This is a genomic window from Glaciihabitans sp. UYNi722, from assembly GCF_040549465.1.
Taxonomy (GTDB): Bacteria; Actinomycetota; Actinomycetes; order Actinomycetales; family Microbacteriaceae; genus Lacisediminihabitans.
In genome coordinates this window covers 1-22,673 of sequence record NZ_JBEPTL010000035.1, presented here as the reverse complement: position 1 = coordinate 22,673, position 22,673 = coordinate 1, and the positions used below count along the sequence as shown (strand labels likewise).

Sequence of the window (22,673 nt, the reverse complement as noted above, 5' to 3'; positions counted from 1 at the left end):
ATTCCGGTCGTGTCCATCACGGCAAGCTCTCTTCGGAACTGGACGGATCCTCACACACGGTTTGTCTGGCAGTCCCGACGAAGGGCGTTCATCGCAGTATTCAAGCGTGATTTGATGGTGCCCGTGGGCACCCCAAAAATGCGTGCGGTTTCCGCGTAGGACATCCCGTCGAGGTGCACGAGCCGGATGAGGTGGCGGTCCCGGTGGGGTAACCGGTCAAGGAGCTGTGTCACCTCGGCCGCCATCGCACGGCGCTCGAATGTTGCCACGACATCGTCCTGGGGTGCGATGTGGTCTCTGATTCCGATGTCGTGGTCTCGCCGGCGGGATGCTTCGGATGCTCGGACCCGGTCAATGGCCCGGCGCCTCGCGATCGTGGCCACCCAGGCGGACACCGACCCTTGGGAGGCCAGGAAGCGGGCGGCACTTTGCCACACCTCGAGGAACACTTCCTGCGCCACTTCCTCGCTTTGCGCGGGATCGCGGAGAACGCATTCGATCGCCCGGAACACCTCGGACCACAGCTGACGGTACAACGCCGCAAACGCCGCATGGTCCCCGGCTGCGGCATACACGAGCAACTGCGCCGCTGAGCACGCGGCAGGCGAAGCCCTAACAGGCGTTGGCGTACGTTCAGTCCCGATCAGGGAAGGGGTACCGGTATGAACAGGCGGGTCCCGCTGCTCTATCACTCTCCCTGCCCTCTCCCCGTCGAGGTCAGCGACCCCAGCATCAAACCGTGGCCTTTCGAGGCCAATGAGTGGAGCGTCTTCATTGCGGCGACATGGGAGGCCATTTCGGTTGGGGATGCCCGTGCGGAGAAGTGGTCCACCGCTCGACCGGAGGCGCACGGAGCACGGCTACCTTCCGGACGGGCCAGAGCGTGGACGGTGGTCACGGGCGCGCTCTGCTCGCCGCCGAGACGAGGCCAATATTCGTTGCACCTGTCATGTGTGCACGACATCCAAACGACACATCCGCCCGGCCCCCGGCCCTGCGATAAGACATGGTTACGAGCCCGGCGTCGAACCGGCGTGGCTGCGAGCAGCTCCCGACACGACGTGCGGCCAAAATTACTGGGGGTCGCTGACATCCCAAATCTCCCCGTTGCCGGTTCCTGAGAGCCGGACGACTAGCGTTGCGGCGGACAGGTCCGGGGTGAGCAGTGCACCGGTTTCGTGTCCGTGCCGGAACCGGGTCGAGAGAGTCTCACCAATCCGGGTTGGGTCTTGGTTCCGGATCCATTCCTGCATCGCGGTGTCCACACTTCCTGGCCGGTACGCATTCACGGTCACCCCGGTGCCCTCGACTTCGGCAGCGAGGTTTTGGGTGTGCGCTTCCAGGGCCGCCTTGGAAGTGGCGTAGGCGTTGCCACCGATCATGTTGCCCGGCCGGCCGACGATACCGCTGGAAATGTTGACCACCCGCCCCCAGCCGCGCGCGATCATCCCCGGAAGAAGACCTGCGGTCAGGGTGAGAGGTGCGACCACGTTCAGTGTCAGAGCCGTCTGGAAGTCATCCAAGGGAACCGTGGTCGTTGCCCCTAATGGTTCGACAACGGCCGCATTGTTGATCAGGATGTCGATCGTCCGGACGGTCACGGCATCACGAAGGTGGCGGGCACCGTCGATGGTGCTCAGGTCCGCGGGGACCGCGACGGCCTCTCCCCCGGCGGCGGTGATCCGGGTGACGGTGGCGGCGAGCTGGTCGGTGGATCTGGCCGCGAGGATCACTGCAGCTCCTTCGCGGGCGAGGTGCAGGGCGATGGCCTGCCCGATGCCGCGCCCGGCACCGGTGATCAGAGCGGTCTTGCCCTGGAAAAAGTCAGTCATGAGAGTCCTTCGTGTCGAGATACGGGTTATGGAAAATGGGGCGGGGGCGGGGTTAGCCGTGGACGGCGTACAGGGTGCCGGACGTGGTTCCGAGGTACAGCGTCCCATCGGCGCCGAGGGCCGGGTATGACCAGGCTGCGGCATCGATCGGGGTGGTGAAAAGGTGCCGGCCGTGTGGGTCGTAGCCGTAGAGATGCCCGGTCGTGCTGGCCCAATAGGTGTCGCCGAGCCTGTCGATGACGACCGAGGTCCAGACGTGTTCTTTCTGCGGCGCAACAGGGGCGATAACCCGCTGGACGTCTCCGGTGGTCGCGTTGAACGTGCGCACGCGGCCGCTGTTGTCAGCAAAAGCGCCGTCCCCAGTGGCACGGACCACCGCGGAGGAGTACGTGTAGTCATGGATGCGAAAGGCCCACGCTTTTTTCCCGTCGGGGTGGATCCCGTACTCGCGGTCGTTATTGGTTCCGATGACGACGGTCCCGTCTGGGCCGACCGCTGGGGAGACTTCAATCATCTTCTTCACCGGAAAACGCCACACGATCCGGGCATGATCGCCGAGGTCTTGCACAGCCACGAGATGCAGGCCATCAGAGGTGTAAATGTGTCCGTTCTGGCCCACCGCGGGGCTGGCGTAATCCGTCCCGCCCACGGATGTCGACCAGAGGGTCCGATGGTGAGAGCCTCGGAGGCTCAAGGCAACCACCTGACCTGTCATGTCCGCGACATACACGCGTCCGTGACTGACCGCTGCGGGCGAGAGGACCTGGCCTTTGAAATGTTCCTTCCACAGCAGGGTCCCGCGACGGTTGAGGGCGTAAAGGGTGTCGTGGGGGCCGGGCCAGAGGATCGTCCCATCCGGGAGGACGGCAGGGCTGGTGGAAAGGTCCGAGCCGTAGTTGCCGTGGGCGTTGAACGACCAGAGGTGGGTGCCGGTGCCGGGGTCGACTGCGTGGAGGACCCCGTTGTTGCTGCCGGCGATGATGGCACCGTCGACGCCGATGACCGGCCCTGCTGCGAGGACCCCGCCCAGATGGGCGGTCCATTTGACGGTGCCGTGTTGCGGGCCGACCGCGGCCGTGTCGGAGGAGTGTCTTGCGTCGTACAGCGCCGAAGGCCAGGCACTGGCCGGCGCATCGAGCTTGCCCGAGGCGGGGGCGGGATCACCCTGACCGTGCTGGGTCGAGGCGCACCCCGCACTGAGCAGGATGAGGGCGGCTGCGGTAAGGGCCCCCACGGACCGGAACCCGCCCCGGGCCGGTGTCCGTTGTCGTGCGGTGATGCGCATTGTCACAGGTCCTTTCCATCGTCCACCGGGCGCAGGGGTACTCGCCGCGAAGGTGGTGGGGTGGTTAGAGCCAGTCGGCGAAGTCGGTTTCGAGGGCTGGTTTCGGTTTCGCGCCGATGACCGTTTTGACCACCTCGCCGCCGAGGAACACTTTCATGGCAGGAATGGATGTGATGCCGTACTTCTGGGCGGTGACCGGGTTCGCGTCGACGTCAATTTTGACCACACGGATCCGGTCAGGGTGCTCGGTGCCGATCTGGTCAAAGATCGGTGACACGGCCCGGCACGGCCCGCACCAGGTGGCCCAAAAATCGACTAGCACGGGGGTGTCGGAGTTGAGAACCTCAGCCTGGAAGGTGGCGTCGGTGACCGGGGACGAAGACATGAGGGGTTTCCTTAGCGTTGATAACAGGTACGTCGAAGCAGTTCACGGGTCACGGCAGTGCCCAGAATGTCAGGCGCCGGCCGAGCCGGCGGTGGCGCGGGTCAGGTTGGGCTGGGCCCGGGTCTGTGGGTCGTTGAGGGCGGCGAGGTATTCCTCGGCGTCGTGGGCGGCGATGGTACCGGATGCGGCGGCGGTGACCGCTTGCCGGTAGTGGGCGTCCACGACGTCGCCCGCGGCGAAGACCCCCGCAATCTCGGTCCGGGAGCTGGGGTGCTCGACCTCGATAGTGCCGTGCTCGGTGAACGCCAGCTGGCCGTGGACAAGGTGGGTGCGCGGGTCGGACTCGATCGCCACAAACAACCCCTGCAGCGGCAGTTCCTGGCTGTCGCCGTCCAGGGTGTCGGTGATCGTGATGCCGGTGACATGCTCGGCATCGTGGATGTGTTCCACCCGTGAGTGCAGGTGTAGGACGATCTTCGGATCCGCGGCCGCACGGTCCTGCATCACCTGGGATGCGCAGAGGGTTTCTCCTCGATGGATGAGGTGAACGGTGTCGGCAAATCGGCTGAGAAACGTGGCTTCCTCCAGCGCGGAATCGCCCCCACCGACAACGGCAACGGTCTGCCCACGGAAGAAGAAACCGTCACAGGTGGCACACCACGACACCCCGTACCCGCTCAACCGGGTCTCATCCGCAAGCCCCAACTTCCGGTTCGCAGACCCGGTGGCGAAAATGATGGTCCGCGCCTGCACCTGTTCCCCGCTGCCCAGGCTAACCATTTTGACTGGCCCGGTCAGCTTCACCGCGGTGACGTCGTCGTAGACGACCTCCGTCCCGAACCGTTCCGCTTGGATACCCATCAGATCCATGCCCTGGATTCCGTCGGCAAACCCGGGGTAGTTCTCCACCAGGGTTGTTTTCATCAATTCCCCGCCGGCCTCCGCCGAACTGGCGATGACCAAGGGGGTGAAGGTTCGCCCGCGCCGCGTAGATGGCGGCGGTGTACCCGGCGGGGCCGGAACCGATGATGACGACGTCACGCATGACACCCATTTCCAGATAAGAAGAAGCAAGAGATATCGAGGGTGGGACCGGTGTTAGGAGAAGGGGCTGACAGGTCGCGGTTGGGGGCGACCGTCAACGACAAGGTCGACTTTCTCGTTGTAGAACGCGACCAGTCCCGCGATCGCGAGCAGCTGCCGGGTCGGGAACGCATACGACCAGGCCAGGTCTTCCTGGAGTGCGCCCCGGGAGGTAACCGACCAGTAGTCGCTCGTGACACCCTTGTACGGACAGGCCGTGACCGTGCCGCTGGGGGTGAGGGCGGTGAAATCGACGGCATGCCGGTCGAAGTAGTACCGGGTCGGGAGACCGGTTTCAAACACCATGACCGTAGCCTGAGATTCCGCAACAACTCTGCCGTCGACCTCCACCCTGACCGGCCTGCTCGAGCGGAGCGCGTCAACCCGGGTGTAGGGGTTTCGCGGATGCACGAACACCTCTTCGTCCTCCTCGAACCAGCAATCCATGACCTCCCACCGGAAACGGACCGTGCCCGTGACCCCGGGCAGCGTACTAATGACATAGTGTCGGCCCGCGTTCACCACGGTGGTCTCGCCAACCCGGAGATCCACCGGGTGAAAGGTGCCCTGGGCGTCGTCTTGGTCCGGGCCGGAGGGGGTCAAGGTCGCAGTTGTGACGTCCTCTGCGGGAATATAGAACTGTGGGTAGCCGGCCCACTCCCACACGTACACCGCCCGAGTCGTGTCGAGAACAGTTGTGCCGGTGAGGGACGCCCGGACCCGACGGGGTACCGGTTCGACAAGGCCCGGTGCGCTGAGCATCGAGGGATACAAACCCGCTGTGGGTGCGGACGTCATGGCACTCCTTACAGAAATCGGTCAAAAAATACCAGCGGCCAACGGGTCGGATCGCACCAAGCCGGCCTCCGGGAATCAGGGCAGAAGCTGGTCGACAGCGGCGAGGATGTCGCCGGGTTCCGTCCGGGTCGTGTAGTCCAGGTGCACGTCCAAGAAGCGCAGCACCCCGCCAGCGTCGACGACTGCGGCGGTCGGGAAGAGAAGGTCGGTGGTTCCGTCAGCGTTGGCCTTCCCCAAGTCGAAACCGATCTGCTCGTTCGTGGAAAGCTCCGCCGGGGTAGCGACATTGACGATTCCCAAAGCCCGTCCGAGCTGGTTTCCCGGATCGGACAACACGGTGAAGGCCAGCTCGTTGCTGTCCTTCATTGCTTTTGACCCATCCGGGGTCTCCGGGCTGACGGCGACCAACGCGATCCCCCGCGCCGCCAACGGGCCGGCGAGCTCGGCGTTGTACGTGCGAAGCGCCACGTTGCAGTACGGGCACCAAGCACCCCGGTAAAAAATCACCACCGCCGCACGCCCATCGACCTCGTTCCCAAACGTCGTCGCCGAACCGTTTTCGGTCAGGAGGTCCGCGTCGGGGAACAGCGAACCGACGTCCGCGAGGACACCGTGGCCAGCGTCGACTTTGGCTTGCCGGGCCCGCGCGAACGCCTCCCCCACCGGGGACGGTGTGGACGCCGACGTCATGTCAGCAACCTGATCGGCAATCGGGGAGGTGGTAGACATCAGGGTTCTGCTCCTTCGCATCGGACGCCCCGAATCCGGGACTATAACGAGCATGCCCACTACAAAATGTACTGTCAAGTACAAAACAGGTAGGGTGGCCGGATGCGATCACCTGAAACAACCCCCGAGGCAGCCCCGGCGCTTCTCTCGGGCGGTGCCCGGACAGCCAAGGGGCGTGCGACACGGCAACGGATCCTCGTCGCGGCGGCCGGCCTCATCCATGCCCAGGGTGTCGGAGGAACGAGCCTGGACGACGTGGGAATGGCAGCAGGAGCGGGGAAATCGCAGGTCTACCACTACTTCACCGACAAATCCGAGCTGGTCTCGGCCGTGATCGAGTACCAGACCGAACAGGTCCTCCAGGTCGGTGACCTCACCACATGGGCGGGATGGCTGGCCTGGCGTGACGGCGTCGTGGCGCACCACGCCGAACGCGACTGCGGCGGCGGTTGCCCACTAGGTTCACTCGTCAACGAAATCGCCTCCCACGACGCCGTGACATCACGAGCCATCTCGGCAAGTTTCGACCACTGGGAAATGGCGTTCCGACAAGGCCTGCAACAAATGCAGCTCCACGGACTCCTTGCGCAGACTGCGGAACCCGCCCGACTCGCCCGAACCGTCCTGATCGCCCTCGAAGGGGGGCTGCTGCTCGGCAACGCCCACCGCGACGTCGCCTACCTCCAACACGCCCTGGACACAGCCATCAGCCAACTCTGGAGTCACGCTCCGGCGTGACCCCCTGGAGTGGTTTCAGCGGGAGAGGTCGTCCAAGGAGCGTTGGCGAAGGTGTCCGCCGTGGGCAACCCAGACCCCGTTCGTGGCACGGCGGGCGATGTCCGTGATGCTCTGCCGGGCCGCGCTGGTGTCGGTGACGAACATGGGTCCGTGGGCGTGGGCCGGCCGGATGAATCCGCCCGCCAGGGCGTCGCCGGCGATGATTGACCCATCGGGCAGGAGGACGCTCTGAGAACCGGGCGTGTGCCCGGGGGTCCAAAACGTGTTCCCGAAACCACCGAACTCGGACAGCTCTTCGGTGTCTTCGAATTCAAAGTCGGGTTCGGTGGGCGGGATGGGTGTGCCTCCCAAGAATCGTTTCATGATGCGCGGAACAGTGCCGGTGGGTTCCAGGGTGACCAAACCGCCTTGACGAAGCTGCGGGGCATCGAGACGATGAATACCGATCTTTGCCCCGGTCCTCTCGCGGACGGCGCCCGCGGAACCTGAGTGGTCGTAGTGGCAATGGGTCAAGACGATCAACGACAGCTCTCCGCCGACCTCGTTGATCTTGGCCATGATTGACGGCGCCGTCCCGGGGACAGACGTATCGATGAGCATCAACCGTCCGGCGTCGTCAATGAGGTACGCGGTGGAGAATCCGTGACGGATGGTGTGAATGTTCATGATCTCCTTGCTGTCCACGGGAGCGTGGTCGATGAAAGTGTAGACCCGACGCTAAGCCTGCCTCGCACGCGCCTGCCAGCAGGGCAGCGCGAGGAGATACGTCCCCGACCGCGGGATTCCGGGGTGTCAGCGCCGCCGGGGGCACCAGCGGCAACTGGTGCGTCCAGGCGACACCCGTTGAAAATAGCATCGGGATTCTATTTCTGGGCCGGGTGCCGGAAAATGATCCCGGGCGCGACGGCGGTAATGTAATCGGTCACGACGCGGGCCATGTCAACCAGGTGTGGGTCATAGAGCCATTGGATCTGGATACCATCTTGGACGGCAACCAGGGTGGCGGCGGCGATGTCGGGCCTCATGCCCGGCAGGAGGGCGCCCTGAGATTCCAGTTCGGTGAAGACCTCGGTCAGGTAGAGACGCCACGCTTGCAGCAGCTGAGCATGGTGGGCGTGCGCGGGATGGTCGATGGCGGTCGCTTCGGCCGATAAGGCGCTGTGGAGTTCGATGAGGCGGGGTCGGCGTGCGTTGTCGACCATGATCTCGATGACGCTCTCCAGCACCTCGACCGGTGTTCCGGCGTGCATCATCCTGCTGCTTTCTGCGGCGCGAGCAGCTAACACCTCCGAGAGCAGTTCTTCTTTGGTCGCGAAATGATGCACGAGACCGCGCTGGCTGATTCCCGCGCGCTCGGCAATGTTCTTCATGGTGCCCGCACGGAACCCCGATTCCGCGAACACGTCCATCGCCGCGGCCGTGATCCGCTCGCGAATGAGAACCGTTTTCGCGTACGGACCACGACTTCCCGCACCCGTCGCCATCGGTAACCCCCTTCAACGTCATCAAAGCCCAGAGGCCCTTGTGCATTGTCCTCCACGTCACGACCGGACCCCATCCACAAAAATACCTTCGCGGCGCGAGTTTCGTGTTAGGTTCCTGGAATCGACTTTCCCCCGCGCGTCCCGGGACCGTCGAGGACCTCAGGAGACCTGATCAAGGAGGATCACATGCCCCATCCCGAGCAGCCCCGTCCGGACCAACCCGCCCCGGAACCGGGCATCGAGAATACTCTTTTCGATGCCGTCCCCGGGCTGGCGCAGATGCCGGGAGCGGCCGTGGAGGACCACCGGCCGAGAGTGTCAGTGTCATTCATTTGGCTCGTCGTTCTAAGTACCTTCGGCCTCTACCTGGCGTTCATCGCCCCGGTCGGGATTTCCCTGGCCGTGCGCGTGCAACAGCTCGCTCCCGCCCACGCAGAGGATTTGGGCTACATCCTGGGTGTCGGATCGATTGCCGCTCTGGTGTCGATTCCCCTGGTGGGTGTTCTCAGCGACGCCACCCGATCCCGACTGGGGCGCCGCCGCCCCTTCATCCTCATCGGCAGCCTGATCGGGTTGGGGTCGCTGATCGTCATGGCCACCGCCCCGAGTATTCCGCTGCTGGGGTTGGGGTGGCTGCTGGCGCAGCTCGGTTTCGGGAACGCCCTCGCCGGGCTGGTCAACGTGCAAGCGGACCGTCTCCCGGAATCCCAGCGCGGCCGGGTGTCCGGGTTCGTCGGTTTCGTCCAACTGGTCGCCCCCGTCGCCGGGGTGGGCATTGCCTCCGGGTTCGTTGGGAACAATGTTTTGCTGTTCCTCGTCCCTGGCGGTGTCGGGGTGCTCCTTGGGCTGGTGTTCGTCGTCTTCTCCCACGAGAGCGATTCCCGCTCGCTCCCCGCGGCCACCCGCACGACGATCGGGACCCTTCTTCCCAAATACGTGTTCAGCCCCCGAAAATACCCGGCGTTCGCCTGGAACTGGCTTGGGCGCTTTTTGGTCTACTTCGCCCTGAGTCTCAGCACCACGTTCACATCGTTCTACTTCGCCCAGAAAGCCGGAACCACTGTTGCCGGGGTCGCCGGCCTCTTCGCGATCGCTTCCCTCGCAGGAGTCGGTGCTGCCGCAATCGGGGCACTCGGTGGCGGGTTCCTCTCAGACCGGCTCCACCGGCGCCGCGTGTTCGTGCTCGTCGCCTCCGCCGTCTTCGCCCTCGGCGCTGTCATCCTGGCATTCGCCCCGAGTATCGGGGTCGTCATCGTCGGATTCGTGGTCCTCAACATCGGCACCGGAATTTTCAGCGCCGTGGACCAAGCGATCGTGCTCGACATTCTGCCCGAACGGGACGAGAACGCAGGCCGATTCGTGGGCATCAACCAACTCGCCCTCCAGATCGGCCAAGCGATCGCCCCCCTCATCGCTCCCGTGTTCCTGGTGATCGGGGCCACCTCGGATCAGAAAAATTATGGGCTGCTGTTCATCCTCGCCGCCGTCTGTACCCTCGCCGGGGGCCTCGTCATCCATCTCCGAGTCACCGGATCCCGCTAACCGCCAAGCTGCACCCGCTCCCTCACTGTTCCGCCGTCGCACGACAAGAAAGCGTCCCATGACCGATCCCATACCTGCCCGGAATCTGCCCTACCACGACGCCCGCCTGCCGGTGAAGACGCGGGTCAGCGACCTCCTCTCCCGGCTCGACACCGAGGACAAGGTCGGCCTGATGTTCCAGAGCATGACCCTCATGGGCGACCCGTCCGCCGAGCTGTCCGTCATGGGGTTACCGTCCCTGGAACAGATGGTCCTTCAGCGGCGGATGACGCATTTCAACGTGGTGGGCTCCCCGGGCAGCGGCCGGGACTTTGCGACCTGGAACAACCGGGTGCAAAAGCTGGCGCGGGGCACGGGGTGGGGTATCCCGGTGACGCTGTCCACCGATCCGCGACATGGGTTCACCGACAACCCTGCCGCCGCGATGGCCGCCGGCCCGTTTTCTCAATGGCCAGAAACGCTGGGCCTTGCCGCGACCCGCTCGGCGGCCCTCGTGCAACAGTTTGCCGACATCGCCAGGCAAGAATATGTTGCCGCTGGTATTCGGGTGGCCTTGCACCCGCAGGTGGATTTGGCGACGGAACCACGATGGGCACGAATCGTGGGAACGTTCGGCGAAGACGCCGACCTCACCTCCGACCTCGCCGCCGCCTACATTCGTGGCTTCCAAACCCCCACCCTCGGACCCTCTTCGGTGTCCACTATGACGAAACATTTCCCGGGCGGAGGACCGCAAAAAGACGGCGAAGACGCCCACTTCCCCTACGGCCGCGAACAGGTCTACCCCGGGCATAACTTCGACTACCATCTGCGACCGTTCGTCGCCGCGATCGCTACCGGCACCGCGCAGATGATGCCGTACTACGGGATGCCGATCGGAACCGAGTACGAGCAAGTCGGCTTCGGGTTCAACAAATCCGTGATCACCGGTCTGCTCCGGGAACGCTTAGGTTTCGACGGCATCGTCTGCACCGACTGGAGCATCGTGACCGACTCCATCGTGCAAGGAGAACGAATCGACGCCCGGGCATGGGGGGTCGAGCACCTTACCCCGAGCGAACGGTTGAGGATGATCGTGGACGCCGGAGCGGACCAGGTCGGTGGGGAGTTTTGCACGCACCTGCTTGTTGAGCTGGTCCGATCGGGCCAACTGACTGAGGAACGCATCGACCAATCCGCGACCCGGCTGCTCCGCGAGAAATTCGTTCTCGGTCTCTTCGATGACCCGTTCGTCGACGAGGACCGGGCAGAAGCCGTTATCGGCAACACCTCCTTCAAGGACGCCGGCCTCGCAGCTCAACGCGCCTCCCTGACCGTCCTCACCACTTCCCGCACTGGACCTGCGGCGCTACCTTTGCGGCGCGGCCTCCGCGTCTACACAGAGGGTCTGACCGACACGACACTTACCGGATACGCGGTCATCGTCACCGACCCCGCAGACGCTGACGTCGCCATCGTTCGCATCCAGGCACCCTACGATCCACGCACCGGCGGGGTCGCCCCGTATTTCCATGCCGGAAGCCTGGAATTCTCCCCCGACACCCTTACCCGGTTGCGGGCCCTGGCAGACACCGTTCCGACCGTGGTGGACGTATACCTGGATCGCCCCGCACTCCTGGCGCCTATCACCGGCCTCGCCACGACCGTCCTCGTCGACTACGGGGCCTCGGACGACGCCGTCCTCGATGTGCTGTTCGGGGTGACATCCGCGCACGGGAAACTGCCCTTCGACATCCCTAGCACCCCCGAAGCCGTCATCGCCCAAGCGTCAGATGTACCCTTCGACAGCGCCAACCCGCTGTTCCGGTTCGGCCACGGCCTCGACATCCCCGCAACCAACCAAGGACGGGACACCGATGCCTAAACCACACACCCCCGTGCCGACGGATGACCCGGTGGACGCGACGCCGGAAGAGGCGACGCCGGAAGGGTTCCATGTTCCTCCGCGACTGATCCCTGCGCCCGTCTCGCTTAGCGCTGACGCTCGACGGTCTCTCCACACCCGCACCCCCGCACCGAATTTCCCCGATCTCGACGATCTCGACGGCTGGCGGAACCTCGTCACCACCCTCGATGCGGGTGTGGGAACGATGATCGAGCACCTGACCGGTTCCATCCGGTCCCGGATCACCGACACCGAAATAGGTGGCGTTCCGTGCTTCACCGCCGAACCACCCACGATCCGGCCCAAAGGGCAGAACATGGTGATCCTCGACATTCACGGCGGCGGCCTTTACCAAGGCGGTGGCGCCCTCGCCCGGGCCCTGACCGGAGTGTTCGCCGACATCCGCAGGCTTCGTATTGTCGGTATCGATTACCGGATGCCCCCTGACCACCCCTATCCGGCGGCCCTGGATGACTGCGTCACCGTCTACCGCACCCTCCTGCAGGACTACCCGGCAGAAAGCATTATTTTCAGCGGCGCCTCCGCCGGAGGGAACCTCGCTGCCGCTACCATTTTGCACGCCCGAGACGAAGGCCTCCCGTTACCTCGGGGAGTTCTTCTCATCAGTCCCGAGATCGATCTCACCGAATCCGGTGACACCTTCTCTACCCTCGCTGGCATCGACACCCTCCACAGCCTGGCCCCCGTGAACCGGCTCTACGCCCGCGGCCACGACCTCACCGACCCGCTCCTGTCCCCCCTTTTCGCGAACTACAGTGACGGTTTCCCCCCGACCTACCTGCAATCGGGCACACGCGACCTTTACCTGTCCAACACCGTCCGCATGCACCGCACCCTCCGCCACGCCGGCATCCCCGTCGAATGCCATATCTTCGAGGGACGACCCCACCTCGGCTTCGGTGGAACCACCCCCGAAGACCTCGACACCCTCCACGAACAAGACCACTTCATCAGCACCCTTCTCGGCACCTGACAGCAACCGCACACTGTGGCCACTAACCCTGTGCACACCAGCAGTGCCGGTACGGCGAAACCCGCCGAGGAACCACCCGGGTGGCAGGCGGCGCAAGAAACCGCTCCCGAGAAAAGGCCTCCCGTGGGAATACACACGCCTGCACGCATCGACATCCAACCGGCGAAAGAAAACGACTCCCGGCGCTGTCGGCCATCATGGCGTGGCGGACACTTTTCGTTCCGACGGGGTCTGTCAGAAATCTTGTGTAACTGCGTCGGCGTGACATCCGCAGCCATCGGCTGTGGGATGGGGAGAATCACGCATGAGCAGAGACATCCAGAAACATGTCCGCTTTGATCCCGAGACGGGGAGACCGTTGCCGGCCGAGACGGACTTCGCCGCGCTAGCGGCGGAGCTGGTCGAGTCCGCGAAGGGGCAGGGCATCGAGTTGACCGGCCCGAATGGCCTGTTGACCGGGCTCACCCGCCAAGTCCTCCAGACCGCGCTGGAAGTCGAGATGTCCGACCACCTCGGCTATGACAAGCACGAGGTCGACGGCCGCAACGGGCAGAACTCACGAAACGGGTCGACGCCGAAAACGGTGCGGACCGAGATCGGCGAGATCACCGTGCAGATCCCACGGGATCGGGAGGGGTCGTTTCAGCCGGCGATCGTGCCGAAGTACCAGCGTCGCATTGCCGGGTTCGACGAGGCCGTCGTCTCGCTCTATGCCAAGGGCATGACGACCGGAGATATCCAAGCGCACCTGGCCGATGTCTATGGACAGGAGATTTCTCGGGAGCTCGTGTCGAAAGTCACCGACCGGGTCCTCGACGAGCCCGTTCATGTTCTCGTTCGAACCACGCTGCCAGGGCGAGTGCGAGTCCGCGAAGTAGATCTTCATCCCGGTCGCTGCCTCGATTCGGGGATGGTGAAACATCTCGTTGCCCTGGTCCCAGGTCAGTGTTCTCCGCAACGGCGCCGGCAAGTGTTCGAAGGCGCGGATGAGGGCGTCGCCGACATTCTGCGCCGTGCGGCGACCCTCGATTCGGACGAGCTTGGCGAACCGGGTTCGCCGGTCGATGAGGGTGATCATCGCGGACTGCAGGCCCGCCCCGATGATGAGGTCGCCCTCCCAGTTCCCGGAGTAGCGCCGGCTCTCGACGACGGTCGAGCGTTCGTGGATCGACCGCATCGATGTGGACTGCTTCATCGACCCCTCCCGGGAGCGGCCTCGCCCGCGTCGATGCCGATAGACCCTAGCCGTTCGCAGAACGTCCGGCTTAGGCGGGACGATCAGACCGCGATAGATGCCCTCGTAGATCGTCTCGTGACACACGTGCCACGCCTTCCGGCCCGGGTAGTACCGTCGCAGCCAACGGGCGATCTGCTCAGGCGACCACCGCTTCTTGAGCTGCTTGGCGACGACATCACGCAGCTTCCGGTCCGTCTCGAACACGCGTGCTCGGGGCCGTCTCCGTCGGCGGTGCGCCTGGTTGTGAGCGAACCACGGCTGGTAGCGACCATCGCCTTTCCGGTTCCTCGCGATCTCGCGGTAAACGCTCTGATAGCTCTTCCCGATCCGGACCGCGATCGTCTTGACTGCCTCGCCTGAGGTCAGGCCCTCGGCGATCTCGATCCGGTCGTCCTGGCTCAGATATCGAGGGTTGATGGGGACGGTTTCGGTGACCTGCACGCTGCCAGCGTCAATGAACCACAACGAGCCGCAGCTGAGCGACACACCCACTTCCATCGACGCAGCCGACCCTGTCAGGCCCTGCCGGATCAACTCGATGTACCTCCGTTTGACATCAAGTGGGGCCCTGTTAGCTCCGCCACGGGACACGAGAATCTCCTTCTCGAAGATTCGCAACGATGGCTAGAAACCGCCTCGAGTCCAGTGGGCGGTCTTGCCACTCCGCCATCCCGTCGAGGACCTTGTCCGTGATTGTTGAAATCGTCGTCTTGGACACCTCGGTCCCGTTCACGTCGGCGAGGTGCGCGGCAATGTCCCCGTGCGTCAACCCGCGCGCTGAGAGCGACAGGACGATGTCCTCGATCGAGCCCAGGCGCCGCTGCCGCTTCTTCACGACCACAGGCTCGAACGTCCCTGCCCGGTCCCGGGGAACATCGATCTTCACCGGGCCAGCCTTTGTCAGCACCGTCGTCGCTCTCGTGCCATTGCGGGCATTCTCGGACCCGTCCTCGCCGACGCGCTCATGCTTTTCGTAACCGAGATGCGCCGTCAACTCACCCTCGAGCGCCGACTCGACGACCAGCCGGGTCAGCTGCGAAAGCAGCCCGCCCTCACCATCGATCGCGACGCCCTCTCGCTGGGCGTCACCGAACAGCCGCGCCACCAGCGCCCGGTCCACGACCAGCGGCGCCTCCGCCGACGGTCCCTCCACAGCTGGCACCTCGCCCTGCTCAGGGTCGGACACCATCACTTCTTCTACCTGCGGTTCCATCGGGTTTCTCCTTCACTGGAGTTACACCGTTAAACGTACAGACCCCGCTGCTTCGTAGGCGTTCGGGCTGATGTTGCCGATCGCGGAGTGGCGTCTTCGGGTGTTGTAGCGGTTTGCCCATCGGAACACGGCCTGGTAGGCGGTGCCCTGGTCCGGGAATGTCGGCCGGCCTTGAAGGAGCTCGCGTTTGAGGGTTGCGTTGAAGCTCTCGGCCAGTGAGTTGTCGGCGCTTGACCCGATCCCACCCATGGACTGGATGACCTTCAATTCCTTGCAGAGCGTCACGTAGGCCTTGGAGGTGTAAACCGATCCGTGGTCGCTGTGAAACACGGCGCCAGCGAGACTGCCGCGGTCGTGAGCCGCGACGTGGAGGGCGTCTTCGACGAGCCCTACGCGCATGTGGTCCGCGATCTGCCAGCCGGTCAGCTTGCGGGAGCAGAGGTCGATCATGGTCGCGAGGTAGAGGTTGCTGCCGTCCGCGATCGGCAAGTAGGTGGGCCCACAGCCCCTGCCGGGCTGGGGAATGTCGCCCACGTACCGTTGATTCGGCTCGTCGGCGGTGAAGTCCCGCTGAATCAGGTCGGGGAACCGGCGCCCGGACTGGTCCGGGATCGTCGTCTTGACCCGGCGGCGCAGCCGGATCCCTGCCAATTGGTGCTCACGCATCACCCGCGCGACACGCTTGTGATTGACCCTCTGCGGGGCCGGCACGCCGTCGTTGAGATCCCCGGTGATCCTCGGTACCCCGTACGCACGATCGCCGCCCTGCTCCGGATCTTGCAGCACCCGGATCCGGTCTGCCAGCACAGCGTCGTCAGCTGATCTGGCGGCTCGCCGGGGCGCGGCGGCGAGCCACGCGTAAAACGATGACCGGGCGATCTAAATGACCTCACACAACCGCTTCACGCCATAGGCGTCCTTGTGGTCCTCAACGAACTGGAAGCGGTTCACCAGTTCGTCTCCCCGGCGAAATACTTCGCCGCCTGACGAAGAATGTCCCGCTCCGTCTCGAGCTTGCGCTTCTCGGACCGGGACGCGGACAGCTCGGTCTCGAGCCGCACGATCCGCGCCGGCTGCGACTCCGGCCGCCCCACCGTCGACACCGTCGACGCACCAACGGTGATCATCCCGGAGCCGAGGTTGCCGACCCACTCCTTCAACGCACCCCGGGAGATCCCGAGATCGACGGCGATGCCCTTGAGCGTCGCGCCCGGCGTCGACTCAAACAGGTCCACCGCTCGCCGACGGAACTCGTCCGTGTAGTTCTTCCTTGCCATGCCTTGAATTCTCGCTTCCCCAGCATCGTACTGGCATCAGCGTGTCCACGATCCAGGGTCAAGGCCCGATGTTCATCGTGAAAAGAGTGCGTCGGGAGTTTAAGGATGAGGCCGTGAACCTTGTCGTCAACACCGGCCGGGCCGTCGCCGAGGTCTCGCTTGAGCAGAGCGTTCTTGAGGCCGATTACAGGTCTCAGGAGCAGAATATGCCGACCGATATTTGTTTTCGCGATCTCATCGATTTCAATTCGGATGAGCCCACGAGCTTCTTGAGCCGGAGCTATTAACATTAATTGCGTCCGGGGAAATGAAGCATAAAGTCTCATCGCTCGACGCGAAAATCTAACCAGGGCGTCAGGACGGAGAGGAACCCGTGCGCCACCGATTCCAGGTTGCCGTTTGATGGGATATCCAGACAGTTGCGGAAACTTTGTCGGCTACTTCCTTTAGACGGCGGATGGATTGAGAGGCCTGTTTCGGATCGACATCGTTGGGCCCGGCGGCTTCTGCAAGGAAAGCTGACTCACTTTCAGCCACATCGCCCGTGATTGCGACAGATTGCCCCGAGAGGGTGACCAGAACCCCAAGCGTGCCAACAGTATGACCTGGGAGCGCCAACACCGTGACAACGCCATCGTCGAAAAGGTCTCTGTCGCGCTCGTACTCGATTCGGGGACTGGACTGTGCCATCTTCAGTGGTGTGTACATTGCGGCAAATGGACCGGTAGAACTTTGAGCCGTGGCCCAATCCGCCGCTCCGATATGCAATGTGGCCTGCGGGAACAATGCCATACCGCCCGTATGCTCGAAGTGGTTATGGGTGATGATCACATCGGTGACGTCCCGAGGCACGAACCCGCGTCGCCCTAGCTGAGTAACCAATGAATTTTCCGCGGAATGAACCGTGGAAACTCGTCCGTCGAGAAATGCGTAAGGAGAGAACGGGCCGCCATCAACAGACAGTGGGCTAAGGCCGGTGTCGATCAAGACAACACGATCGCGATACACGAGCAAAGCGACAGGGACGGGGAGGCGAACGAGCCCCACGCCACCCACATGGACATCTTCGTTGAGTACGACTATTTCGCCGCAGGCAAACATTTCGAGAGAGTGCAGCAGCTGACCATACATTTCGAATACTCCTTCGTTTCACGATGTATCCTGTAAACAGGACATGGCTAGAAGATTTTTGTCCGTGTTCGGCTTGGCAGGAGAAAAACACACATTTGCCAATGTAGGTCTCCCTGAGGTTGACCCCGGGCGCCGGACAGGTGGTTAGTTGGTCAGGCCGCCAGTGTGAGCTGGCGGCCTTCGTACTCTACTGGGCTTTGGTAGCCGATACCGGAGGGGTCTGCCCAGGCTTTGGTTGTCACCTGACCTGTGAGGATTCGTTCTCGCTGGAAGGATGTCAATCATGGCAAAGGCATACCCAAAAGAGTTCCGTGACGATGTCGTGGCCGTAGCCCGGAAGAGCCAGTCACCGTTGAAGCAGATCGCGAAGGAATTCGGGATCTCCGAAGGCTCTCTGCATGGCTGGATGCAAAAAGCCGACATCGAGGACGGTAACCGCCCCGGCGTCACCGCAGCCGATCAGTCGGAGCTGCGCGAGGCGCGGAAGCGGATCCGCCTCCTCGAGCAGGAGAACGAGGTCCTGCGGCGGGCCGCAGCGTATTTGTCGCAGGCGAACCTGCCGGGAAAATAGTCTTCCCGCTCGTCCGTGAGATGGCCGCGCCCGGTGCCCCTGTCAGGGTGCCGGCCGCGGTGGCGTGCAGGGTCCTGGGCCGATCAACCCAGGGATACTACAAATGGTTGCGGGACCCCGTGTCCCAAAGGGACTGGGACGACGCGCACCTGATCGACGTGCTGCGGGAAATCCATGCCGACGACCCGACGTTGGGGTACCGGTTCCTCGCCGATGAGCTCGCCGACCAGGGCTCGACAGCGTCCGAGAACCGGGTGTGGCGCCTGGCAGCCATCGGCGGGCTGCAGGCCTCCCACCACCGACGGCGCGGCAAGGGCAACAAACCCGGCCCCGCCGTTCACGACGACCTCCTCGGCGTCGTCCACGACAACGGGCGAGTCACCCACGACTTCAGCATCGTCGCGACGGGACCGGACCAGGTGTGGTTGACCGATATCACCGAACACTGGACCACCGAAGGCAAGCTGTATTTGTGTGCGGTCAAGGATTGCTGGTCCAACAAGATCGTCGGCTACTCCATCGATACCCGCATGAACTCGCAACTCGCCGCAGCCGCTTACCGGAACGCGATCAGCCTCTCCGCTCCGGCCGGAACGATCGCCCATTCCGATAGGGGTAGCCAATTTCGTTCGAAGAAGGTGGTGCGGCTTCTGAAGAACAACGGCCTCCGGGGTTCCATGGGCCGGGTCGCGTCCTCGAGCGACAACGCCGCAATGGAGTCCTTCTTTTCCCTGCTCCAGAAGAACGTGTTGAACACCCGCCGGTGGAACACACGTGAGGAACTGCGCCTCGCGATGGTCGTCTGGATCGAGAAGAAATACAACCGCCGCCGCCGGCAACGGGCTCTCGGGAAGCTCACCCCGGTCGAGTTTGAGACAATCTACTCAGCCGCACACGCGGCGTAGAAACAACCCACCCCCAGTGTCAACCAAAGTCTGGGCAGACCCCCCGCAGTCAGCCCCGGACTCGCTCAACTACAGCTACCAGGTCAGCGACAAACACCGCCAGACCGCCGGCGCCACCTTCATCGCCTACGTCAGCCGGCGCCCACCCCGGCATGATTAGCGCTGTGATCAAAGTCACCCCCGAACACCTCTCCCTCATCGACCAGCTGCATAGGAATCCCAACCAGTCTTGGGGGGAGTCGGCCCTCCTCAGCTGCCTCGACCGCCTCCAAGCAGGCGGGCCGACCGAGGCGGAAGAAGTGAAAGTTCACGACGGATGGGCCTTCGACGACGGCTTCTGCCTCATCTATAAGTCGCCCTGGGGGCCCACCGTCGGCGTCCGCGTCGAAGCCTCCGGCAGACAATTCATCGGCGCACACGCTGACGAACCCACGGCCGCAGAATTCGGCATCGACATCGCCGATTTCACCGTCGCCGAGCCGCTAGGAAGCAGCTCCTATCGCCTGGCCTGTGACACAACCGGCCTCGGCTGGTGGGGCGATCGCCCGTTCCCCCTCGAACGATCAGCGTGACCACTGGCCGGTCACGAATCCGCCGGGGCCCCAGCAGGAGCTGGCCTGGTTGCATTGGATGCGAATGCGATACCTGCGCGTGAAGCACCTCGTTCGCGTGGGCGACTGACCCTTTACGGACGAGACCAGACGGATGCCACGCGACAACTCCTGGTCGAGGCGGTCAAAATGGCCCGACTCACCTGACGTACGGCACGATGACGTGGCCCAAGAGCATTCCTGCCACGGTGATTGTCCTCGAGGACGCACCACCCGACCTCGCTCGACACCAACCGGTCGCGAGCCGCGCGGAAGAGGTTTGCCGACGAGGCACCCAACCTCCGCCGCCTCGTCGTCGCAGCGCTCAGCCTGCTCGCCACGCATGTCGTCTGACAATCGAGCACGATGGATCCCCTAAAAAAGTGGCTGCCCCGGGCGAGCTTCTCTAGTCACGACCGCTGCCCACCGCACACCTTGGGGTGAGACTACTGTCGAGCCCCGTCGGTCCTAGTACAAGCATGTTGGCTAAGCTAATCGGATGACTCCTCCCACCGAAGCGACTGCCACGGGTAATTCCGACCTCGATGAGACCTACGTTGACGTGATCGTTTGCGGCGCCGGCTCGGCCGGTTCCGTCGTCGCAGCACGCCTCGCTGAAGACGGGACGCGCTCTGTACTGCTGCTGGAAGCAGGCGGGACCGACGAGCGAGAGACCATCCAGAACCCTGCTCTCTGGCCAGCCAACTTTGGCACAGACGCTATGTGGAACTATATGACCACTCCGGAAGACGCCCTCGGCGGACGACCAACTTACTACCCCATGGGGCGTGGTCTCGGCGGCGGCGGAAGCGTGAACGTCTCCGTGTGGTCCCGCGGGCACGAGTCGGACTGGAATTCGTATGCTAGTTTGACCGGCGATAACGTCTGGGATTACCCGCACGTTCTCGACGTCTATCGCCGCATTGAATGCTACCACGGTGCACCCGACAATCGACGCGGCACCAACGGCCCCGTGTGGGTGCAACCCTTCGCGGAAGACCACCCGTTCTTCACGGCGGTGCAGGATGCCGCCGAGGAGGTTGGTATCCCTCGGACGACGAGCCTGAATGGGGCCCTGATGGAGGGCGAAGAGGGCACGTCCATGCGAGATTCCACTGTGCACGACGGCCGTCGCCAGTCGCCCTACCGGTCCTACGTGCTTCCCATGTTCGAACGGACCAACCTCGTCGTTCGCACGAACACTGAGATCGCGCGTGTTCTCTTCGACGAGAATCGGGCAGTGGGGGTACGACTTGTAGACGGCACAGTTATTCATGCCCGGGAACAGGTGGTGTTGTCACTCGGGGCGATCAACACGCCAAAGGTTCTCATGCAGTCCGGCATCGGCGACCGGGACGAATTGCAGAGTCATGGCATCGACGTAATTAACCATCTTCCCGGTGTAGGGCGCAATTTGCACGACCACATTAACATTCCAGTGGTTTGGGGCGTCGTGGACAGGGTTGAACTCCCTGCGCCGATGCAGGCTGCCACCGGCGTCTTTTGGAATCTCAGCAGCGCCTCCGGCCCGGCCGTCATCACATATGTCGAAGCGTCTCCCGTCGTGTCGCCGAATATTGTCGCGGGCGGCGGCGTCCCCGAGCAAGCCGTCACATTCCTGGTCGGAGTTCGACTGCGCAGTCGCGGCCGAGTGCGCCTTGCCTCTGCGACACCTGCGGATGCACCCGTCATCGAGACCGGCTATTTCACTCACCCGGATGACCTGTGCGACGTCCTCGAAGTCATCGAACGTATCTCCGCAATTGGTGGCAGCCACCACCTAGCGCCGTTCCTCGGCGAGCGGGTCTTTCCGCCAGCCGCAGCCGACAAGGCCGCACTCGAACTCTACGTGCGAGAAGGTGTGCAGACCTTCTGGCACCAATGCGGAACCGCGGCTATGGGTTCTGACGAGAAAGCGGTCGTAGACTCCCGACTTAGGGTCCACGGGATTGAGAACCTCCGCGTCGTCGACGCGTCAGTCTTCCCGCACGTACCGGTGGGAAACACAATGGCACCTAGCGTGGTCGTCGGCGAGCAGGGTGCGACCTTCATCCAGACCGACCTCGACCGATCCAGGCTTGCTGCCTCGTCCGAGGCGTTGAACTAATGGACGTCGATTCCACGGTCCCCGTTCGCCTGTGAGTCCTGCCCCTTCTGCGGCAAAGTCAAGTGGTCGCCAGGACACGCGACTCGGGTTAGTTGCGAGATCGAGGCCAAAGTCGACGTCGCTCGAGTCCACGGAACATCTTGTCATCGACATAAGGTACGGGCTGGGTTCGGCGGTCTCGGACCGGCCTCCTGTGGGTTCCGGCCTCAAGGGCCGTGCTGGTCTTGATGACCGCATTATGGTCTTCCCGGCTCGCATTCGAATTATGCAGGTTCGGTTTCGTCGACTGTGTTGAAGAGGTTGGCCAGGGCGTGGCGTGCGTCGGAGCCGAAAATGAGGTCGACGGTCTCGCGGGCGGCGAGGCTTTCGGCCTCGCTTCACGGGAACATGGTCGACTTAGATTCGGCGAACGCCGCTTCGTGTCGTCAGGATGTGCGGCAATGGCCGTGGCGAGGTCGGCGCCGTCGAGCATGGTGACGTTCGCTCCCTCGCCGACGGGCACGGTCACGTGGCGGAATTTGTCAAGGTGGGTGAGGCCGGTGGGTGTTAGGCGGCGAGTTCGACTTCGTCGGCGGGTGGCTGGTTGATCCAGGCTGCGGGGTCGCGGTCAAGGATTTTGGGTCGTGTCTGCGCGCGGGTTGCGAATCGTGCGGGGTGGGCGCGGCGGCCCGCGTCGAGTGCGGCGTCCCGGTCATGGTCGACCTGGTCAGCGAGGCCGTAGTGCACGTCGGCTGGGGTGTGCATCCCGATGCCGGTGTGCCGGTGGTGGTGGTGGTAGGCGTTGACGAACTCGCCTAGTACTACAGTCGTGTTTATTTCATTGTCTTCGGCGTGTTTTGGACGATTTTTGGCGTTCCCGTGTTAATCCTTGCGGGTGGGCGATGATG

At 63.7% G+C, this 22,673-nt stretch carries 19 protein-coding genes and 5 pseudogenes; 10 read left to right on the top strand and 14 right to left on the bottom strand.

The window, feature by feature from the left end:
• Positions 1-50: 50 nt before the first annotated feature.
• The 7 genes and pseudogenes from ABIB56_RS17595 to ABIB56_RS17565 form a co-directional block, all read right to left on the bottom strand.
• Positions 51-575, bottom strand: coding sequence for a sigma-70 family RNA polymerase sigma factor (locus tag ABIB56_RS17595; RefSeq protein WP_354570524.1), 525 nt, complete (start codon positions 573-575; stop codon positions 51-53).
• 498 nt (positions 576-1,073) lie between these two features.
• A complete protein-coding gene (locus tag ABIB56_RS17590) occupies positions 1,074-1,832 on the bottom strand; it encodes an SDR family NAD(P)-dependent oxidoreductase (protein WP_354570523.1) in 759 nt (252 codons plus the stop codon).
• 52 nt (positions 1,833-1,884) lie between these two features.
• A complete protein-coding gene (locus tag ABIB56_RS17585) occupies positions 1,885-3,117 on the bottom strand; it encodes an outer membrane protein assembly factor BamB family protein (RefSeq protein WP_354570522.1) in 1,233 nt (410 codons plus the stop codon).
• 64 nt (positions 3,118-3,181) lie between these two features.
• A complete protein-coding gene (gene trxA / locus ABIB56_RS17580; RefSeq protein WP_354570521.1) occupies positions 3,182-3,502 on the bottom strand; it encodes a thioredoxin in 321 nt (106 codons plus the stop codon).
• A 69-nt stretch (positions 3,503-3,571) separates the two neighbouring features.
• Positions 3,572-4,547 (bottom strand): annotated as a pseudogene (trxB, locus tag ABIB56_RS17575) (thioredoxin-disulfide reductase).
• 53 nt (positions 4,548-4,600) lie between these two features.
• Positions 4,601-5,383 carry a DUF427 domain-containing protein gene (locus ABIB56_RS17570; protein WP_354570520.1) on the bottom strand — a complete coding sequence of 261 codons (783 nt, stop codon included), beginning with the start codon at positions 5,381-5,383 and terminating at the stop codon, positions 4,601-4,603.
• A 75-nt stretch (positions 5,384-5,458) separates the two neighbouring features.
• On the bottom strand, positions 5,459-6,112 hold the full coding sequence (locus tag ABIB56_RS17565) for a peroxiredoxin-like family protein (RefSeq protein WP_354570519.1): 654 nt from the start codon (positions 6,110-6,112) through the stop codon (positions 5,459-5,461).
• A 102-nt stretch (positions 6,113-6,214) separates the two neighbouring features.
• Here ABIB56_RS17565 and ABIB56_RS17560 point away from each other — a divergent pair, with 102 nt between their 5' ends.
• The gene (locus tag ABIB56_RS17560; protein ID WP_354570518.1) at positions 6,215-6,850 is read left to right on the top strand and encodes a TetR/AcrR family transcriptional regulator; all 636 of its coding nucleotides are present in this window, start codon (positions 6,215-6,217) and stop codon (positions 6,848-6,850) included.
• Positions 6,851-6,865: 15 nt separating this feature from the next.
• On the opposite strand, the gene ABIB56_RS17555 is transcribed toward ABIB56_RS17560, so the two are convergent.
• Complete coding sequence (locus ABIB56_RS17555) at positions 6,866-7,516, bottom strand: MBL fold metallo-hydrolase (RefSeq protein WP_354570517.1); 651 nt, start codon at positions 7,514-7,516, stop codon at positions 6,866-6,868.
• Between the two features lie 197 nt (positions 7,517-7,713).
• Positions 7,714-8,334: a TetR/AcrR family transcriptional regulator gene (locus ABIB56_RS17550; protein WP_354570516.1), complete on the bottom strand. Its 621-nt coding sequence runs from the start codon at positions 8,332-8,334 to the stop codon at positions 7,714-7,716.
• Positions 8,335-8,520: 186 nt separating this feature from the next.
• Here ABIB56_RS17550 and ABIB56_RS17545 point away from each other — a divergent pair, with 186 nt between their 5' ends.
• The 4 genes and pseudogenes from ABIB56_RS17545 to ABIB56_RS17530 form a co-directional block, all read left to right on the top strand.
• Entirely contained in the window at positions 8,521-9,876 is a 1,356-nt protein-coding gene (locus ABIB56_RS17545) for an MFS transporter (protein WP_354570515.1), read from the top strand.
• Positions 9,877-9,934: 58 nt separating this feature from the next.
• Positions 9,935-11,740, top strand: coding sequence for a glycoside hydrolase family 3 protein (locus ABIB56_RS17540; RefSeq protein ID WP_354570514.1), 1,806 nt, complete (start codon positions 9,935-9,937; stop codon positions 11,738-11,740).
• Positions 11,733-12,755, top strand: coding sequence for an alpha/beta hydrolase (locus ABIB56_RS17535; protein ID WP_354570513.1), 1,023 nt, complete (start codon positions 11,733-11,735; stop codon positions 12,753-12,755). The genes ABIB56_RS17540 and ABIB56_RS17535 overlap by 8 nt, the downstream gene beginning before the upstream one ends.
• Positions 12,756-13,071: 316 nt before the next feature.
• Positions 13,072-13,575 (top strand): annotated as a pseudogene (locus ABIB56_RS17530) (transposase); the annotation flags it as partial.
• Between the two features lie 54 nt (positions 13,576-13,629).
• Here the strand turns inward: ABIB56_RS17530 and ABIB56_RS17525 are convergent.
• The 3 pseudogenes from ABIB56_RS17525 to ABIB56_RS17515 form a co-directional block, all read right to left on the bottom strand.
• Positions 13,630-14,490: pseudogene (locus ABIB56_RS17525) on the bottom strand (IS30 family transposase); the annotation flags it as partial.
• Positions 14,491-14,590: 100 nt separating this feature from the next.
• Positions 14,591-15,154, bottom strand: a pseudogene (locus ABIB56_RS17520) (transposase); the annotation flags it as partial.
• 72 nt (positions 15,155-15,226) lie between these two features.
• A pseudogene (locus tag ABIB56_RS17515) lies at positions 15,227-16,482 on the bottom strand (IS3 family transposase).
• Positions 16,483-16,595: 113 nt separating this feature from the next.
• On the opposite strand from ABIB56_RS17515, the gene ABIB56_RS17510 reads away from it, so the two are divergent.
• Positions 16,596-16,769 (top strand): hypothetical protein, encoded by a 174-nt coding sequence (locus ABIB56_RS17510; RefSeq protein ID WP_354570511.1) that lies wholly within the window; start codon positions 16,596-16,598, stop codon positions 16,767-16,769.
• Between the two features lie 67 nt (positions 16,770-16,836).
• Here the strand turns inward: ABIB56_RS17510 and ABIB56_RS17505 are convergent, their stop codons facing one another.
• Positions 16,837-17,613, bottom strand: coding sequence for an N-acyl homoserine lactonase family protein (locus ABIB56_RS17505; RefSeq protein ID WP_354570510.1), 777 nt, complete (start codon positions 17,611-17,613; stop codon positions 16,837-16,839).
• Positions 17,614-17,896: 283 nt separating this feature from the next.
• On the opposite strand from ABIB56_RS17505, the gene ABIB56_RS17500 reads away from it, so the two are divergent.
• From ABIB56_RS17500 to ABIB56_RS17485, 4 genes are all read left to right on the top strand, one after another.
• Positions 17,897-19,089, top strand: a protein-coding gene (locus ABIB56_RS17500) for an IS3 family transposase (protein WP_354570509.1) whose coding sequence is annotated in 2 segments (ribosomal slippage) — positions 17,897-18,175 and positions 18,178-19,089 — 1,191 coding nt in all. Because the reading frame shifts where the segments join, the coding sequence is not laid out codon by codon here.
• A 16-nt stretch (positions 19,090-19,105) separates the two neighbouring features.
• Positions 19,106-19,249 carry a hypothetical protein gene (locus tag ABIB56_RS17495; protein WP_354570508.1) on the top strand — a complete coding sequence of 48 codons (144 nt, stop codon included), beginning with the start codon at positions 19,106-19,108 and terminating at the stop codon, positions 19,247-19,249.
• Positions 19,250-19,253: 4 nt separating this feature from the next.
• Entirely contained in the window at positions 19,254-19,661 is a 408-nt protein-coding gene (locus tag ABIB56_RS17490; protein ID WP_354570507.1) for a hypothetical protein, read from the top strand.
• 517 nt (positions 19,662-20,178) lie between these two features.
• Complete coding sequence (locus ABIB56_RS17485; protein ID WP_354570506.1) at positions 20,179-21,786, top strand: GMC family oxidoreductase; 1,608 nt, start codon at positions 20,179-20,181, stop codon at positions 21,784-21,786.
• Between the two features lie 546 nt (positions 21,787-22,332).
• On the opposite strand, the gene ABIB56_RS18515 is transcribed toward ABIB56_RS17485, so the two are convergent.
• Positions 22,333-22,530, bottom strand: coding sequence for a hypothetical protein (locus ABIB56_RS18515; RefSeq protein ID WP_502917623.1), 198 nt, complete (start codon positions 22,528-22,530; stop codon positions 22,333-22,335).
• Positions 22,531-22,673: the final 143 nt, after the last annotated feature.